This is a genomic window from Ruegeria sp. AG6 (assembly GCF_056541565.1).
In genome coordinates this window covers 86,784-102,725 of sequence record NZ_JBQFYQ010000011.1, presented here as the reverse complement: position 1 = coordinate 102,725, position 15,942 = coordinate 86,784, and the positions used below count along the sequence as shown (strand labels likewise).

The following is a 15,942-nucleotide window of genomic DNA, read 5'->3' as shown; positions in this document are numbered from 1 at the left end:
TGCTTGCGTGTTTTCCAAACAGCTATAGGGTTCGCGGGCAGAGTGCCAGTCACGGAAAGACAAGAATGAATTGGAAGAGCGAAATATCAGCGGCGCGGGATCGTATCGCCGGGCATACGCAGGTGACGCCGGTGATCGAGAGCCGAGTTCCGGGCCATCCCATTGAGCTGAAGCTGGAGCACATGCAGCACACGGGCAGTTTCAAGGCGCGCGGTGCGTTCAATACGTTGCTGAGCCTCGACGTGCCCGATGCAGGTGTCGTGGCTGCATCCGGTGGCAATCATGGTGCAGCGGCGGCCTTTGCGGCGCAGGCGCTTGGTTATCCGGCCAAGATTTTCGTGCCCGAACTGGCGGGGCCATCCAAGATTGCATTGATCCGGCAAACCGGCGCGGATCTGAGCGTTGTGCCCGGCGAATACGCCAATGCGCTGACACAGGCGCAGGCGCATGAAGCGGAGACCGGCGCGATGCAGATTCACGCCTATGATGCGCCGGCTACCGTGGCGGGGCAGGGGACCTGCTTTGCGGAATGGGATGCGCAGGGCCTACAGGCAGATACGGTGTTGGTCGCCGTGGGCGGGGGTGGGCTGATCGCCGGGGCGTTGGCCTGGTTTGACGGAGCGCGCAAGGTCGTGGCGGTCGAACCCCAGACCTCTTGTGCATTGAATGCGGCGTTGCAGGCCGGTGAGCCGGTGGATGTTTCCGTATCCGGCATCGCGGCAAATGCGCTTGGCGCGCGCCGGATTGGGCAGATCTGTTTCGACCTGGCACAGGGGATGACGTCGGTCCTGGTGTCGGATGATGCCATCGCGGCGGCTCAGAAGACGTTGTGGCAGGCGCATCGTATTCTGGTGGAGCCGGCGGGCGCCACGGCGTTGGCAGCCTTGACCTCGGGCGTGTATCGGCCCGAACCGGGCGAGCGCGTGGCCGTTCTGGTGTGTGGTGCGAATGTCGCGCCGGACCCGCTTGCGGGGTGAATTATCTGGTTGAGGATAGCTGTCGTAGATTTTATCTATAATTTATGACCGCTACGATCTCGGACACGATTTACCAGAACCTCAGCCAGCAAATCATAACCGGAGAGCTGAGCGCCGGGGAAAAGCTGCGGCAGGATCATATTGCCCGCACCTTCGACACCAGCCATGTTCCGGTGCGGGAAGCCCTGTTGCGGCTTGAGGCGCATGGACTGGCCCGGCACGAGCCGCGCCGGGGCATGCGGGTCACGGCGCTGGACCCGGCAGAGGTGCGAGAGGTCATCGAAATGCGCGTGGCGCTGGAAACACTGGCGTTGCAGCAATCGGTGCAGAACATGTCTCCGGTCGCGTTGGACAAGATCGACCGCGCACGCATCGCCTGTGACGAGGCGCAGACGATGCCCCAATGGGAGGCGTTGAACAGAGCATTCCATCGCGCCATCCTGACACCTTGCGGGCTGCCCCGTCTGTTGCACACCATCGACGATCTGCATATCGCAAGCGCACGCCACTTGTTTGCGCACTGGCGGTCGAAATGGGTGCAGCAAACTGACAAGGATCACGCCGCACTTGTTCAGGCACTCAGGCGGAAGGACCTGAGCACGGCAAAAGGTATTCTGACCCGACATATACGCCGCGCCAGCTGATTGCGGGCCTTTCAGACGCAAAACGGCCCGTGTTCGTCGCATTGCGCCATGGGCCCGGCTTGCGTATAGGCCAAACCAACATGAACAGATTCTGTAGGGAGACGCCCCATGTCCAACGCGCAACTGGAAGCCGCCATCGAAGCCGCCTGGGAGGCGCGCGACACGATCACACCTGCCACGGCAGGTGAACAACGCGAAGCGATCGAAGACACGCTGAACGCGCTGGACAGCGGGTCGCTGCGTGTTGCCGAAAAGCTGGAAAACGGCGACTGGCACGTGAACCAGTGGGCCAAAAAGGCGGTTCTGCTGGGCTTTCGCATCAAGGACATGGAAATTCAGACAGGCGGTCCGCAGGACGGCGGCTGGTGGGACAAGGTGGACAGCAAGTTCGCTGGTTGGGGTGAAGATCAATGGCGCTCGGCCGGGTTCCGCGCGGTTCCCAACTGCGTTGTCCGCAAATCGGCCTATATCGCGCCGGGCGTGGTGCTGATGCCATCCTTTGTCAACCTTGGCGCCTATGTGGATGAAGGCACCATGGTCGACACCTGGGCGACCGTCGGCTCATGCGCGCAGATCGGCAAAAATGTCCACCTGTCGGGCGGCGTAGGTATCGGTGGCGTGCTGGAGCCGATGCAGGCCGGCCCGACCATCATCGAGGACAACTGCTTTATCGGCGCGCGCTCCGAGGTGGTCGAGGGCTGCATCGTCCGCGAAGGCTCGGTTCTGGGGATGGGCGTGTTCATCGGCAAATCAACCAAGATCGTGGATCGGGAAACCGGCGAAGTGACATATGGCGAAGTCCCGCCCTATTCCGTGGTCGTCGCGGGTTCGATGCCGTCAAAGAACAACATCAGCCTGTATTGCGCGGTGATCGTGAAGCGGGTGGATGAAAAGACCCGGTCGAAAACCGGCATCAACGAATTGCTGCGGGACTGATCGCCCCGGTTGTACAGAAAGGCCGGAGCTGACCCGCTCCGGCCTTTCCGTTTTTTGGGGTGTTTGACTTATGCGACCGCACCTTGGTCAGAGCCTGTCCTGAGATTGTGCCCTGGCTCAGACGAACGCTCTGTGTGGGTCAGCGATTTTCACCCTGCATAGCGTCAACTTCTGAGTTTCCTGCGTTGGTTTCCGTGCCTTCGCTTTCGTTATCGCCGCCGCTTTCGTTATCGTCGCCGCCTTCGTTGTCGCCGCCGCTTTCGTTATCGTCGCCGCCTTCGTTGTCGCCGCCGCTTTCGTTATCGTCGCCGCCTTCGTTATCGTCGCCACCTTCGTTGTCGCCGCCGCCTTCGTTGTCGCCGCCGCTTTCGTTATCGCCGCCGCCTTCGTTATCGTCGCCGCCTTCGTTGTCGCCGCCGCTTTCGTTATCGTCGCCGCCTTCGTTGTCGCCGCCGCTTTCGTTATCGCCGCCGCTTTCGTTATCGCCGCCGCTTTCGTTATCGCCGCCGCCTTCGTTGTCGCCACCGCTCTCGCTATCGCCCCCGTCTTCGCTATCGCCACCGCCGTCTTGGGCGTAAGCTGCACTTGGCGTCACAAAAGACAGCACGGCGACAGCAGGTACTCCGGAAAGCACAATCACACTTGCAGTTGTCATCATTAACTTGGACAGAACACTCATTTTAATTCTCCTGTAAAAAAATGACTTACGCAGTGGCACCATCCTAGGGTTGGCTTCTCTTCACCGTTGTGAAAGGCAGGAAACGCGTCGAACTCAGCAGGAAATGGCTAAAATTGAGGTCAAAATGTGGCAAAAATGTGCCCGATTCAACTTAAGGAATGGAGTTGAAGCGCGGCTCAATTTTTGGGCGAAAATGGGGAAGGGGCTTTGCTGAGTCGCATTCCTTCAAATCCTCTAGGCTTGTGGGCCGGGCAGGGGGCTGCGGAAGATTCCACGCTCAAAGCCTGGATCGATGGAAGCAGTTGACCCTCCAAAACACCGCGCGTAATGCAGGGCCCATGGAAAAGCAAAAGAAGCCCTCTCGTCAGCAAGTCTATACCCTTCTGGTCCAGATCGGCCGCAAGGACGGCGACGGGCTGCCGGACGGTGCGACGGGGGCGGCACTGATCTGCTACGCCAGCGGCGTGGACGAAGCCGAGGCCGTGCGCGAGACGGTGGCTATTCTGAAGCAGGCCGACACCGCGCCTTTGGATGTCACCGGCTACGGGACCCTGGCCGAGCGTGAGGCACAGGGACATGACATCGAACCTGACGAACGTGCCCTGATGCAGCGTGCCCTGGATGAAAACGCCGTGATCGTCGCGCAGATGACACCGTTCTTCGGGGACGAGGCGCCGGCCTAGTTCCGCATACCGAACCACTTGCGATAGATTTCGTCATAAGTACCGTCTTCACGCAACGAAAGCAGGGCCTGGTTGACATCCTCGACCAGAGGCGACCCGGTCGGGAAAGCGATGCCATAGTTCTCGCGCAGGAAGACGCCGCCTGTCATCGACGCCGTTCGCCGGCCTTCATGGGCCGCATAATAAGACAGGATCGGCGCGTCGAATACGACAGCATCCAGTTGTTTGGACTGGAACGCATCCAGCATCTGCTCCAGCCCGGGATAGCCGGTGAATTCAATATCACGCCGGTTCAGAAAACTTGCCGCGGTCGAGTCCGAGATTGTCCCGACATTTTTGCCATACAGGTCATTCACCGAATTCACGCTGCCCGTGATCGCATCCACCGTCATGACCGAGGTGATGCGGGCCGTGAAAACGGACACGATGAACAGTGACGAAACAACCAGAATGACACCCAGAAGCCGGCCGAAAGGCGTGCGCGGCATCCTCTCTTCGAACCCGCCGTTCACGACGAGGTTCAGCGCCCACCAGAACGAGGGAAACCATGCCTCGTTCAGCTTGCGATCGAAATAGGGTTGAGCACTGCGCTCAAAGCTCCACATCAACATGCCGCCGCCCAACAGAATGGCGAAGGCCAGGCCGATGGCGATAAACAACTCTTTTGAGAGCAGCGCATGCAGCAGCGAAGGCTGGCGCGCGGCTTCCGATGGCACCATGATCTGTAGGCCCGCCTCAAAGATCGGCTGGCTGAAGTCCATTTGCGTTTCCCGCAGCGCAGTGATCGAGATATTGGCGACTGCAAGATCGGCGGACCCATTCTGAACCGCCTCCAGCATATCCGAGAATGAATCCACCCGATTGATGGAATAGTCCCAGTTCAGCGCTTCTGCCAGCGCGGCGAGCAGATCCATCGAAAAGCCGGTTTCCGCACCGTCTTCGACATAGGAAAACGGGGGGCGGGTCACCGTCGTGACCGTGAGGGACTGTGCCATGCTCTGCTGCGCTAGGACGGCGAAAGTCAGGCAGATCAGTGCGTAGAATGCGCGCTTCATTTTCATTCACCTGTTTCGCGGCCCTGTAACGCGATTGCGCGGCTGGCGGCAAGATGGTCGCCGGGTAAACCGCCATGATTTGTCAGGGTATCGCTTTGATATCTGCTCAGTCGGGTGAAATGATATTTTGGCGAATTGGGGTTGGAAAACCGGCCAATTCGTTGAATCTGTGCGCGAACCCGCGAAAGACACCGTTCCAGAGGCCATTGCATGACCGACCCCGTCCAATTGACAGCCGATCTGATCCGTTGCCCATCGGTCACACCAGCCGAGGGCGGCGCGCTCGTTCTGCTGGGATCGAAGCTGGCGGATGCGGGGTTTGAATGCACGCGTGTCGACCGTGGTGGCGTCAGCAACCTGTTCGCACGATGGGGCCAGAAAGGCCATCCGCGCAGTTTCGGGTTCAACGGCCATACTGATGTTGTGCCGGTCGGCGACGAAGCCGCATGGACGATGCCGCCTTTCGGGGCCGAAATACGCGATGGTGTGATGTATGGGCGTGGGGCAACGGATATGAAATCCGGCGTTGCGGCGTTTGCGGCGGCGGCAATCGATTTCGTGCGCGACACCCCGCCTGACGGAGCCATCATCCTGACGATTACCGGCGACGAGGAAGGCGACGCGCTGGATGGCACGACCGCCTTGCTGGATTACATGGACGGCGCCGATGAACATATGTCTGTCTGTGTGGTGGGTGAGCCCACTTGCCCGAACAAGATGGGTGAAATGATGAAGATCGGCCGTCGGGGCTCGATGACCGCATGGTTTACGATCACCGGTGTTCAGGGGCATTCGGCCTATCCGCATCGTGCCAAAAACCCGTTGCCAGCCATGGCGCGGCTGATGGATCGGCTGGCGGGGCACGAACTGGATCAGGGCACGGACCACTTCGATGCTTCGACATTGGCAGTGGTGACAATCGACACCGGGAATGCGGCCACTAACGTAATCCCGGCGCAGTGCAAGGGAACGGTGAATATTCGATTCAATGATCTGCATTCCGGGGCCAGCCTGAGCGACTGGCTGAAGTCGGAAGCAGATCAGGTGGCCGCTCGGTTCGGCGTTGAAATAGATGTCGCAATCAAGATTTCAGGCGAAAGCTTTCTGACCCCGCCGGGGCCCTTGTCGGATCTGGTGGCCAAGGCGGTAGAGGCGGAAACAGGCGCAACGCCCGAGCTTTCGACGACCGGTGGTACGTCGGATGCGCGTTTCATCAAGAACCATTGCCCGGTTGTAGAGTTCGGTCTGGTCGGTCGCACGATGCATCAGGTTGACGAGTGCGTCGAGGTGGCCCAGATCCAGCAACTCAAATCGATTTATAGCCGCATCCTGACCGATTATTTCGCCTGATCCATGCAGCGCACATTGGTGATCATGGTGAAGGAACCTCAACCGGGCCGCGTCAAAACGCGGCTTGGACGAGAAATCGGCATGGTCGCGGCGGCGTGGTGGTTTCGGCACCAGACCCGGTCCCTGATCCGGCGGCTGCGTGATCCCCGTTGGCGAATCGTTTTGGCCGTCTCACCCGATCAGCAGGGTCTGAACAGCCGGGTATGGCCCGCTGACCTGCCGCGCGCCGCGCAGGGGCGTGGGGACCTGGGGGATCGTATGGGGCGGATGCTGCGCGGGATGCCCAAGGGCCCGGTTTGCCTGATCGGTGCGGACATTCCGGGCATTTCGCGCCGCCATATTGCCCGTGCTTTCAACGCATTGGGGTGTTCTCAAATGGTGTTTGGGCCAGCCCCGGATGGTGGCTATTGGCTGGTCGGCGCGCAACGATATGCAGCCTTGCCGGCAAGTCTGTTCCAAAACGTGCGCTGGTCGACAGAACACGCATTGGCTGACACGCTGGCCTCGATTTCTGGCGGTCGGGTGTCATTGCTTGATCAACTGCGCGATGTGGATACGGTTGCCGATCTTGACCCCTGAGGCTTTTTGGTCATGACGCGGTCGCAAACGCGTGCTAGGCCGGACGTATGACTCGCATCCCTACCAAGCAGGAGGTCCTGGACTGGATCTCGGCGAACCCCACCCTGACCTCAAAACGCGATATCGCCAAAGCCTTTGGCATCAAGGGCGCGGATCGGATTGATCTGAAACGTATCCTCAAAGAGCTTGAGGCCGAAGGCCATCTTGAGAAGCGCAAGCGCAGTTACCGCGACCCGGATCGCCTGCCGCCGGTCAGCGTGTTGCAGGTAAAGGCGCCGAATGCCGATGGCGACCTGTTCGCGCGGCCGCTGGAATGGCATGGCGAGGGGGTCGAGCCCATCGTTCTGATCATTGCTCGCGCCAGCGACCCGGCGCTGGGCGAAGGTGATCGCATTCTGGCTCGTCTGACCGTGGTGCATGAGGAAGATCACAATTACGAAGCCCGCCTGATCCGCCGTATCGGAACGAACCCTCGGAAAATCGTGGGTATCTTCCGCAAAGGGGCCGAAGGCGGGCGGATCGTGCCGATCGACAAGGCCGGATCGACCGAATGGCTGGTGGCCGAAGGCGCTGCGCTGGGCGCCAGGGATGGCGAACTGGTCGAGGCCGAGCAAGCCGGGCCGAAAAACCGCATGGGGCTGCCACGCGCGCGCATCGTGGAACGGCTGGGCGACCCTACTGCGCCCAAGGCCGTTTCGTTGATCGCGATCCATCAGCACGGCATCCCGGATGATTTCCCCGACAAGGTGATTGCCGAGGCCGACAAGGCCAAACCTGTCGGCCTGAAAGGCCGCGAGGATCTGCGGGATATGCCTTTGCTGACGATCGATCCCTCGGACGCGCGCGATCATGACGACGCCTGTTATGCCCATGCTGATGACGACCCGAAAAACCCGGGCGGTCATGTGATCTGGGTCGCCATTGCTGATGTCGCCGCCTATGTGCGGCCCGGCACCGCGCTGGACCGCGAGGCGCGCAAGCGCGGCAATTCCAGCTATTTCCCCGACCGCGTCGTGCCGATGCTGCCCGACCGTCTGTCGGGTGATCTGTGTTCGCTGCACGAAGGCGTGCCGCGCGCCTGTATCGCGGTGCGGATGCAGATCGACGCGGATGGCAACAAGATCGGTCACCGGTTCGTGCGCGGTCTGATGCGCTCGGCAGCCTCGTTGAACTATGCCGAGGTGCAAGAGGCCATCGACGGTCATCCGAACGACCGCACTGGGCCGTTGCTGGAGAGCGTTCTGAAACCGCTTTATGCTGCATATGCCGCGCTGAAAAAGGCCCGTGCTGATCGCCAGCCGCTGGAGCTGGACCTGCCGGAGCGCAAGATCGTTCTGAACGACAAGGGCGAGGTCGAAAGCGTGGCCTTCCGTGACCGGCTGGACGCGCACCGGCTGATCGAGGAATTCATGATCCTGGCCAACGTGGCCGCCGCCGAGACGCTGATCGCCAAGCGCAGCCCGCTGCTGTTCCGGGTGCACGAAGAACCCGCGCCCGAAAAACTGGAAAGCCTGCGCGAGACGGCGCAGGCCGCCGGGCTGAATCTGGCCAAGGGGCAGGTGCTCCAGACCCGTCACCTGAACGCGCTGCTGAATGCCGCCGCCGGCACCGAGGATGCCGAGCTGATCAATCTCAGCACCTTGCGGTCGATGGCGCAGGCCTATTACAGCCCGGAAAACTTCGGCCATTTCGGGCTGGCGCTGCGTAATTACGCGCATTTCACCTCGCCCATCCGGCGCTATGCAGACCTGATCGTGCACCGGGCGCTGATCTCGGCCCATGGCTGGGGCAAGGACGGGCTGACCGAGGACGAAATTGCCCGGCTCGAAGAAACGGCCACGCATATTTCGGATACCGAACGCCGCTCGATGATGGCCGAGCGCGATACGACCGACCGCTATCTGGCGGCCTATCTCAGCGAACGTGTGGGCAACGAATTCACCGGGCGGATCAGTGGCATTGCCCGGTTCGGGGCCTTCGTGAAAATGGACGAAACGGGCGCGGATGGCCTGGTGCCGGTGCGGTCTTTGGGGCGCGAATTCTTCCATTTTGATCGAGAGGCCGGAACGCTGATGGGCTCGGATTCCGGGCTGATCATCGCCATCGGCCAGCGGGTCACAGTGAGGCTGACCGAGGCGACACCTGTGACCGGCGGGTTGGAGCTGGAACTGCTGTCCATCGACGATCAGGCCCTGCCTCGCGGGCGCGGGCCCGCCAAGCGGTCGACGCGACGCAAGGCAGCCAGCACCAAGCGCAAGAAGGACAAGATCAAGCGCAAGGTCGAACGCAAGCGCCGTCAAAGGTGATAGGTCAGCGCCCGGGCAATCAGCCAGCCATGGCGGGTTTCATCGATCTGGCTCGGGTCATCGAACAGAATGGCCCGGTTCCCGTCAATTCGGTCCTCGCCCGGAAAGGCCGTGGTGAAATCACCGATCAATCGGCTTTGGCAGTGCACGAACAGTGCGAAATCCGCGGATTTGTGAGCCCCCAGCCGGATCGTTGACCCTTTGGGGGCAAGATAGGCGGGCTGGCCCCAGCGCAGCTCTTCTCGCAATGGAGTGGCGGCGGGCAGAGACTCTGCTGTATTCAGTATCAGATCACGAAGCGCCAGGGCTCCCGCGCGTGCTTGCGGGGGCAGGGCTTCAAAGGCCGAGGCGACTGTGGGGTCATCAAAAGGTTTCATGCAATCGGTATCGCCTGTTCCATCCGGTCTACGTAACTGTTCAACAGATTATCTTGTTTGATCCTTCGGGTCAGTGGGGTATCGGCAGGCGTTGCGCGCATGGCGGCGAGCATTGGGCCGACGCTCATATCTGCTGATGTCGGTTGATCCGCCAGCAGGAACCGGGATTGCCACAGATGGGCCGAGATCGCCTCGAGATCGCGTTCGACCCGGTCCAGGCGCTCGGGCAACGAGAACCGGCCGATCCCTTGTGACCTGGTTCCTTTCAGAACGGATTTTCGGATCGCATTGGACGCCGGCTTTCGGATCAGAGCCGGAATTCCGGTGAAAAAGGTTTCGCGAAGGATTGGCCAGACCTCGTCATTGCCCCAGCGGTCCAGAACGATGTGGAAATACAGATGCTCTTCGGCCATTCGTACCAGCGCGCGGGATTGCGCTTTTTCCACATCCGAAAGCCCCTGATCGAACTCCGCCCCCTTCCGTTCCAGCCAATCGCGGATCAGATCGCTGTCCGGAATCAACCGCTCTGGCGTGCGCAGCACTGGCAGTTTTTGATGCGGCATCCTGCGCGGGTCAAGCATGTCCGAACGCTGCCAGACCTGACCGGAGTGCTGAAGCATCAAGGCTGTCTTGACGCAGAACGGACTGGCGCTGAACAGTCCGAAGGCGGAAGGATAGGTGAGAAGGGTCAGCATCGCGTGGCTCCGTATATTTGACGTGCCGGATGAGTAAACCGAGCTGATGACAGTTTTTGTCATTAGGGATAGGCTAGGGTTCATCATGTCCCGCACCGCCCGATTGTTCCAACTGATGCAAGCCCTGCGTTCTGGCCCATCGCCCAGAACGTCTGAACAACTGGCGCAGGATCTGGGTGTTTCTGCCAGAACGATACACAGGGATATTGACGCGCTGCGTGGTCTGGGGGCCGTTATCGACGGTGAGGCAGGGTTTGGATTCACCCTGATCGAAGATGCCACTTTGCCGCCATTGGGTTTCACCGATGACGAGCTTGAGGCCCTGGTTCTTGGCTTGCGCGAAGTTCAGGTGATTGGTGACCCGGCCTTGTCAGATGCAGCCAGCGCCGCCCTGCGGAAATTGCAGGGGCGATTGCCACAGCGTCAGTCCCATCGGCTGAGCCACGCGGTTCTGGCGGCAACGCGGTTCAATCGCCCGCCCGCGCCAACAATCGACGTGGCCATTTTGCGGCAGGCGACGTGGGACGAACGCGCGATCGAGTTCTCGTATACGGACGCAAAGGGCGGTGCCACACAAAGACGGGTCAACCCGCTGAGCATCGTCTATATGGATCGATCAAATGTGTTGCTCGGCTGGTGCCACCTGAGACAGGATTTTCGCGTCTTCCGGTTGGATCGCATGCAGGACATGTCCGTGACAGATCAAAGCTTTAGACCTTACCGGGTGCCCATGCTGCGCGAAGTTTTGGCGCAAATCCGCGCAGCGCGCGACGCGCAAGAACGCGATGAGGACGCCTGAGACTTTGTGATTCGCCGATTTTGCGCTACCCTGAGGTCGAGCAGTAATCAGGAAAAATCGGAATGCAAAAATGCGTAGGCGGCGTCATGACCGTCGCATTGTGGGCATCCATGGTGCAGGCGGACATATCAGAAAATACGACTTGGCCAGACAGTGCAGTGTCCGGCAAAACGATACAGCTGGCCTCGGCGGATGTGGCGGTTTCGATCCGTCCGGTCCCGCGCCCGACGGTTGAGGCTTTGCGGGTGTCCGCGGCCGTGACCGCACGGTTTCAGGCCTGGCTCGGCGCGTTTCACGAGCGCGCGAAGCTGCAGGGTATATCGGAAAGAACATTGAACAGTGTGTTCCCGGACATGATCTTTGACGAGGACATCCTGAAACGAGACCGCAATCAGGCCGAATTTTCGAAACCGATCTGGGCGTATCTGGATTCCGCCGTCTCGGACACACGCGTTTCCAATGGTCGTGCCGCGATGCAACGACATCGGCAGGTGTTGCAGCAAATCGAGGCGGTATATGGCGTAGAAAAGGAAGTGGTCACGGCGATCTGGGGGTTGGAAACATCATTCGGCTCTTATCGTGGCAGCAACCGGACGCTGAGTTCCTTGGCGACGCTGGCCTTTGATGCACGGCGGGCGCAGTTCTTTGAAACGCAGTTGATCGCCGCGCTGAGGATCGTGCAGGCAGGCGATGTCAGCGCCAAAAACATGCTGGGCAGCTGGGCAGGTGCGATGGGGCACACGCAATTCATGCCAACTTCGTATCTGGATCACGCAGTTGATTTCGATGGCGATGGTCGGCGAGACATCTGGTCGGATGATCCGACGGATGCGCTGGCCTCGGCCGCGTCCTATCTGGCGCGACACGGTTGGAAAAAGGGGCAGCCCTGGGGCGTCGAGGTGCGCTTGCCCGAAGGGTTCGACTATGCCACCGCCAAACGGGACTTCACCCTGCTGCCGTCAGATTGGGCGGCGCGTGGCGTGGTGGGGCGTGACGGCAAACCGGTCCTGGATCACGGGCAAGCCGCAATCCTTTTGCCCGCCGGGAGGCATGGCGTGGCGCTGATGATTTTCGACAATTTCAGCGTGATCGAGGCCTATAACGGGGCCGACGCTTACGTGATCGGTATCGGACACCTGTCCGACCGGCTTGCGGGTGGCGCACCGTTTCAGTCCGACTGGCCCCGAGGGGAGCGGGCGCTAAGCTTCACCGAGAAGAAAGAACTGCAAACCCGCCTGACCAATGCGGGGTTCGATACAAAGGGTATCGATGGGCGTACAGGGCCGAATACCATCAATGCGGTTCGCGCCTACCAACTGGCGCAGGGCTTGGTGCCGGACGGCTATCCAACTGCGACACTTTTGGAGCGGTTGCGGTGAACGATAAGAGGCGACCCAGACGGGCCGCCCCTTAATAGAACCTTTTTCTGATCTCAGGATGCGGCTTTCATCAGCCCCTGAGCGGTGATTTCCGCCTGTGCTTCGTCCAGAGATTTGTAAATCCGCACGAACATCTCGTCGATATCTGCCGGGGTCAAGATCAGCGGCGGCGAGATGATCATGCGGTCGCCCACATGACGCATGATCAGATTGTTGGCAAAGCAACGGTCACGGCAGATATAGCCGACCGTTCCGGGCTCGGACGCGAATTTGGCGCGGCTGGCTTTGTCGGGTGTCAGAGCGATGGAGGCCATCATTCCGACGATCTTTGCCTCACCCACAAGCGGGTGATCGACCAGGGCCTCCCATTTCTGTTTCAGATAGGGGGCTGCAACGTCGCGCACATGCTCGACGATCTTCTCTTCTTCCAAAATGCGTAGGTTTTCAAGCGCCACGGCGGCGGCGACGGGGTGGCCGGAATAGGTGTACCCGTGGTTAAATTCCGTCCCGCCGATCACTTCGGCGATCTCATCATTCACGATGGACCCGCCGATCGGCGCATAGCCCGAGCTGAGCCCCTTGGCGATGGTCATGATATGCGGTTTGATGCCCACGGTTTGCGATCCGAACCAGTTGCCGGTTCGGCCGAACCCACAGATCACCTCGTCTGCAATCAACAGGATATCGTATTTGTCGCAGATGCGCTGAATTTCCGGCCAGTAGGTATCGGGCGCCACGATCACGCCGCCTGCACCCTGAACCGGCTCGGCGATAAAGGCCGCGACACGGTCCTCGCCCAGCTCCTGTATGGCCTCTTCCAGCTCGCGCGCGCGGGCCAGGCCGAATTCCTCGGGCGACATGTCGCCGCCTTCGGCCCACCAGTTCGGTTGGTTGATGTGGTGAATGTTCGGGATCGGAATGCCGCCCTGCGCATGCATACCTGCCATGCCGCCCAGCGAAGCCGACCCGACAGAAGACCCGTGATACGCGTTTTTCCTGCTGATGATGATATTTTTGTCCGGCTGCCCCTTCTCGGCCCAGTATGTGCGCACGAGGCGGATGTTGGTGTCGTTTGCCTCGGACCCGCCAGCTGCGAAAAAGACATGGTTCAGATCACCTGGTGCCAGTTCGGCGATTTTGGCCGCCAGTGCGATTGCGGGCACATGGGTCGTCTTGAAGAAGGTGTTGTAGTAGGGCAGTTCGCGCATCTGACGCGCCGCGACATCGGCCAGCTCATCGCGGCCATAACCGATATTGACGCACCAAAGACCTGCCATTGCGTCCAGAATTTCCTCACCTTCGCTGTCGGTCAGGTAAACCCCGCTGGCGCGTGTAATCACGCGGGCCCCTTCCTGCCCCAGCGCACCATTGGCCGAGAAAGGATGGATGTGATGCGCCGCATCCAGCGCCTGCAATTCGGCGGTCGGCATATGGTTGGTTATGGTGGACATCGGAGAATCTCCTACAAGAACGCAGTTGCGGATCACAATATGATCAAATTCATCGCTGTCAATCGAATCAGGCTAAGTTAAGCGGAAGTCAGGGCGTCCGACATCAATTCCATGCCTTGTTCGATGTCCTGAGCCGTTGCCTTTGCCGCTTTTTCGGCGTCGCCTTCGCGCAAGGCGGAAATGATATCCTTGTGTCGATCCGGCAGGCTTTGAGTCCCGAATCGACCACACACGACACGCAGCGAAGGGCCGAACCGCAACCAAAGCCTTTCGGCGAGATCACTGAGAATCGGTGCGTTTGCATGAGAGTACAGCGTTTCGTGGAACGCCTGGTTCAGACGCAGATATCCGCCCACATCCCCGTCGGCGATCATACGGTCCAAATGCGTGTCGAGGCGCTCAAGATGATCGATATCCTCGGCCTGCAAATTCGACGTCGCGCGCCTTGAAAGCTCTGATTCTATTGAGGTTCTTGCAAAGATCATTTCCTGGATATCGCCCGGGGACAGCAGCGGCACACTTACACGCCGATTGCCCTGGAACACCAATGCCCCGTCCGAGATCAACCGGCGGATGGCTTCGCGCACCGGTGTCATGCCAACACCCAGCGAATCAGTTAGGCCCTGGATCGTGACAGGCTGGCCCGGAACCAATTCGCCGAACAGGATCTGTGATCTGAGCGTTTGATAAACCTGCTCATGCGCGGGCTGTTTCCCTTTGTCGACTATCGACGCAGATGCCTTATTTTTGATCAAATCCAATCGGTTCTTCCCATTTCGACTAACCCTGACTTGTCAGGTGACAGACCTCGTGAAACCATACGCTGGATCGAGGGAAAACGCAAAACTTGATCAAATCCAAAAAAACGGGAAAATAGCCGTACACTTGCAGGGAGAAGAATATGACAATCAAAACGCTGACCATGACAGCGGTCATCGCATTGGGGACTTCGGCGGCATTCGCCGAAGAGGTGCGTGTTTATAACTGGTCCGACTATATCGACGAAGAATTGCTAAGCAAATTCGAGGAAGAAACCGGTCTGACCCTGATTTACGATGTGTTCGACAGCAATGAGGTTTTGGAAACCAAGATGCTGGCCGGTGGTTCGGGATACGATGTGGTGGTGCCGTCGGGCACATTCCTGCAACGCCAGATTCAGGCGGGCGCGTTTCAGGAACTGGACATGGCCAAGTTGCCGAATGCGGAAAATTTGTGGGACGTGATTCAGAAGCGTACCGCAGGATATGATCCGAACAATGCCTACTCGATCAACTACATGTGGGGAACGACGGGCATCGGCGTGAACGTCGACAAGGTCAGGGAAGTCTTGGGTGACGACGTGGCCCTGAACAGCATGGATTTGGTTCTGAAGCCAGAAAATATGGAAAAGTTGGCCTCGTGTGGCGTTCACTTACTTGATGCGCCAGCCGAAATGATACCGATGACCTTGCAGTACATCGGTGAAGACCCCGACAGCCATGACCCGGAAGTGATCAAGAAGGTCGAAGACGTTCTGACAAGCGTTCGCCCCTACATCCAGAAGTTTCACAGTTCGGAATACATCAACGCGCTGGCCAATGGCGATATTTGCGTAGCCGTGGGTTGGTCCGGTGATATTTTGCAGGCGCGGGACCGCGCGGCCGAAGCCGACAACGGTGTGAACATCGAATACCACCCGTTCGCAGAAGGGTCGTTGATGTGGTTCGACCAGATGGCAATTCCTGCCGACGCGCCGAATCCGGAAGGTGCGCACAAGTTCCTGAATTTCATTCTGGATGCCAACAACATGGCTGCTGCGTCCAACTACGTATACTACGCCAACGGCAACAAGGCGTCTCAGGAGTTTCTTGAGGAAGACGTGATCGGCGATCCGGCAATTTATCCGGATGAAGCCACGATGCAGAACCTGTACATCACGACTCCGTACCCCGCGAAAACACAGCGGGTCGTGACCCGTCTTTGGACCAAGATCAAGTCAGGCACCTGATCCGGTCAAAAGCGCGGGGCGGTCTGGCGATCGCCCCGCCGCACT

The 15,942-nt window shown here is 59.6% G+C and carries 16 protein-coding genes; 10 read left to right on the top strand and 6 right to left on the bottom strand.

Annotated elements, in window-relative coordinates:
• Positions 1-65: 65 nt before the first annotated feature.
• The 3 genes from ACR0I0_RS18145 (at position 66) to dapD (ending at position 2,557) form a co-directional block, all read left to right on the top strand.
• Positions 66-977 (top strand): threonine/serine dehydratase, encoded by a 912-nt coding sequence (locus ACR0I0_RS18145; protein ID WP_480486442.1) that lies wholly within the window; start codon positions 66-68, stop codon positions 975-977.
• A 44-nt stretch (positions 978-1,021) separates the two neighbouring features.
• Entirely contained in the window at positions 1,022-1,621 is a 600-nt protein-coding gene (locus tag ACR0I0_RS18140; RefSeq protein ID WP_171119956.1) for a GntR family transcriptional regulator, read from the top strand.
• 108 nt (positions 1,622-1,729) lie between these two features.
• Positions 1,730-2,557, top strand: coding sequence for a 2,3,4,5-tetrahydropyridine-2,6-dicarboxylate N-succinyltransferase (gene dapD, locus ACR0I0_RS18135; RefSeq protein ID WP_171119955.1), 828 nt, complete (start codon positions 1,730-1,732; stop codon positions 2,555-2,557).
• Between the two features lie 139 nt (positions 2,558-2,696).
• Here the strand turns inward: dapD and ACR0I0_RS18130 are convergent, their stop codons facing one another.
• Positions 2,697-3,236 (bottom strand): hypothetical protein, encoded by a 540-nt coding sequence (locus tag ACR0I0_RS18130; protein WP_480492459.1) that lies wholly within the window; start codon positions 3,234-3,236, stop codon positions 2,697-2,699.
• Between the two features lie 338 nt (positions 3,237-3,574).
• Here ACR0I0_RS18130 and ACR0I0_RS18125 point away from each other — a divergent pair, with 338 nt between their 5' ends.
• Positions 3,575-3,919 (top strand): hypothetical protein, encoded by a 345-nt coding sequence (locus tag ACR0I0_RS18125; protein WP_171637852.1) that lies wholly within the window; start codon positions 3,575-3,577, stop codon positions 3,917-3,919.
• Here the strand turns inward: ACR0I0_RS18125 and ACR0I0_RS18120 are convergent.
• The gene (locus tag ACR0I0_RS18120) at positions 3,916-4,974 is read right to left on the bottom strand and encodes a transporter substrate-binding domain-containing protein (protein ID WP_480486446.1); all 1,059 of its coding nucleotides are present in this window, start codon (positions 4,972-4,974) and stop codon (positions 3,916-3,918) included. The genes ACR0I0_RS18125 and ACR0I0_RS18120 overlap by 4 nt on opposite strands.
• A 210-nt stretch (positions 4,975-5,184) precedes the next feature.
• On the opposite strand from ACR0I0_RS18120, the gene dapE reads away from it, so the two are divergent.
• From dapE to rnr, 3 genes are read left to right on the top strand one after another with little or no spacing between them, the layout of a single operon-like run.
• Positions 5,185-6,324, top strand: coding sequence for a succinyl-diaminopimelate desuccinylase (dapE, locus tag ACR0I0_RS18115; RefSeq protein WP_171637848.1), 1,140 nt, complete (start codon positions 5,185-5,187; stop codon positions 6,322-6,324).
• 3 nt (positions 6,325-6,327) lie between these two features.
• Positions 6,328-6,903, top strand: a complete 576-nt coding sequence (locus ACR0I0_RS18110; RefSeq protein WP_171637845.1) for a TIGR04282 family arsenosugar biosynthesis glycosyltransferase — start codon at positions 6,328-6,330, stop codon at positions 6,901-6,903.
• Positions 6,904-6,950: 47 nt separating this feature from the next.
• Positions 6,951-9,209: a ribonuclease R gene (rnr, locus tag ACR0I0_RS18105; protein WP_480492458.1), complete on the top strand. Its 2,259-nt coding sequence runs from the start codon at positions 6,951-6,953 to the stop codon at positions 9,207-9,209.
• Here the strand turns inward: rnr and ACR0I0_RS18100 are convergent.
• Positions 9,200-9,586, bottom strand: a complete 387-nt coding sequence (locus ACR0I0_RS18100) for a DUF1801 domain-containing protein (protein ID WP_480492457.1) — start codon at positions 9,584-9,586, stop codon at positions 9,200-9,202. The genes rnr and ACR0I0_RS18100 overlap by 10 nt on opposite strands.
• Positions 9,583-10,281, bottom strand: a complete 699-nt coding sequence (locus ACR0I0_RS18095) for a glutathione S-transferase family protein (RefSeq protein ID WP_480492456.1) — start codon at positions 10,279-10,281, stop codon at positions 9,583-9,585. Before ACR0I0_RS18095 ends, ACR0I0_RS18100 begins: the two co-directional genes overlap by 4 nt.
• A gap of 85 nt (positions 10,282-10,366) precedes the next feature.
• On the opposite strand from ACR0I0_RS18095, the gene ACR0I0_RS18090 reads away from it, so the two are divergent.
• Both ACR0I0_RS18090 and ACR0I0_RS18085 read left to right on the top strand, forming a co-directional pair.
• Positions 10,367-11,080 carry a helix-turn-helix transcriptional regulator gene (locus tag ACR0I0_RS18090; protein ID WP_171637837.1) on the top strand — a complete coding sequence of 238 codons (714 nt, stop codon included), beginning with the start codon at positions 10,367-10,369 and terminating at the stop codon, positions 11,078-11,080.
• A gap of 62 nt (positions 11,081-11,142) precedes the next feature.
• The gene (locus ACR0I0_RS18085) at positions 11,143-12,459 is read left to right on the top strand and encodes a lytic murein transglycosylase (RefSeq protein WP_480492455.1); all 1,317 of its coding nucleotides are present in this window, start codon (positions 11,143-11,145) and stop codon (positions 12,457-12,459) included.
• A gap of 53 nt (positions 12,460-12,512) precedes the next feature.
• On the opposite strand, the gene ACR0I0_RS18080 is transcribed toward ACR0I0_RS18085, so the two are convergent.
• Positions 12,513-13,910, bottom strand: a complete 1,398-nt coding sequence (locus ACR0I0_RS18080) for an aspartate aminotransferase family protein (protein WP_480492454.1) — start codon at positions 13,908-13,910, stop codon at positions 12,513-12,515.
• Positions 13,911-13,987: 77 nt separating this feature from the next.
• Positions 13,988-14,671, bottom strand: coding sequence for a GntR family transcriptional regulator (locus tag ACR0I0_RS18075; protein ID WP_171637831.1), 684 nt, complete (start codon positions 14,669-14,671; stop codon positions 13,988-13,990).
• 140 nt (positions 14,672-14,811) lie between these two features.
• Here ACR0I0_RS18075 and ACR0I0_RS18070 point away from each other — a divergent pair, with 140 nt between their 5' ends.
• The gene (locus ACR0I0_RS18070) at positions 14,812-15,897 is read left to right on the top strand and encodes a polyamine ABC transporter substrate-binding protein (RefSeq protein ID WP_171724889.1); all 1,086 of its coding nucleotides are present in this window, start codon (positions 14,812-14,814) and stop codon (positions 15,895-15,897) included.
• Positions 15,898-15,942: the final 45 nt, after the last annotated feature.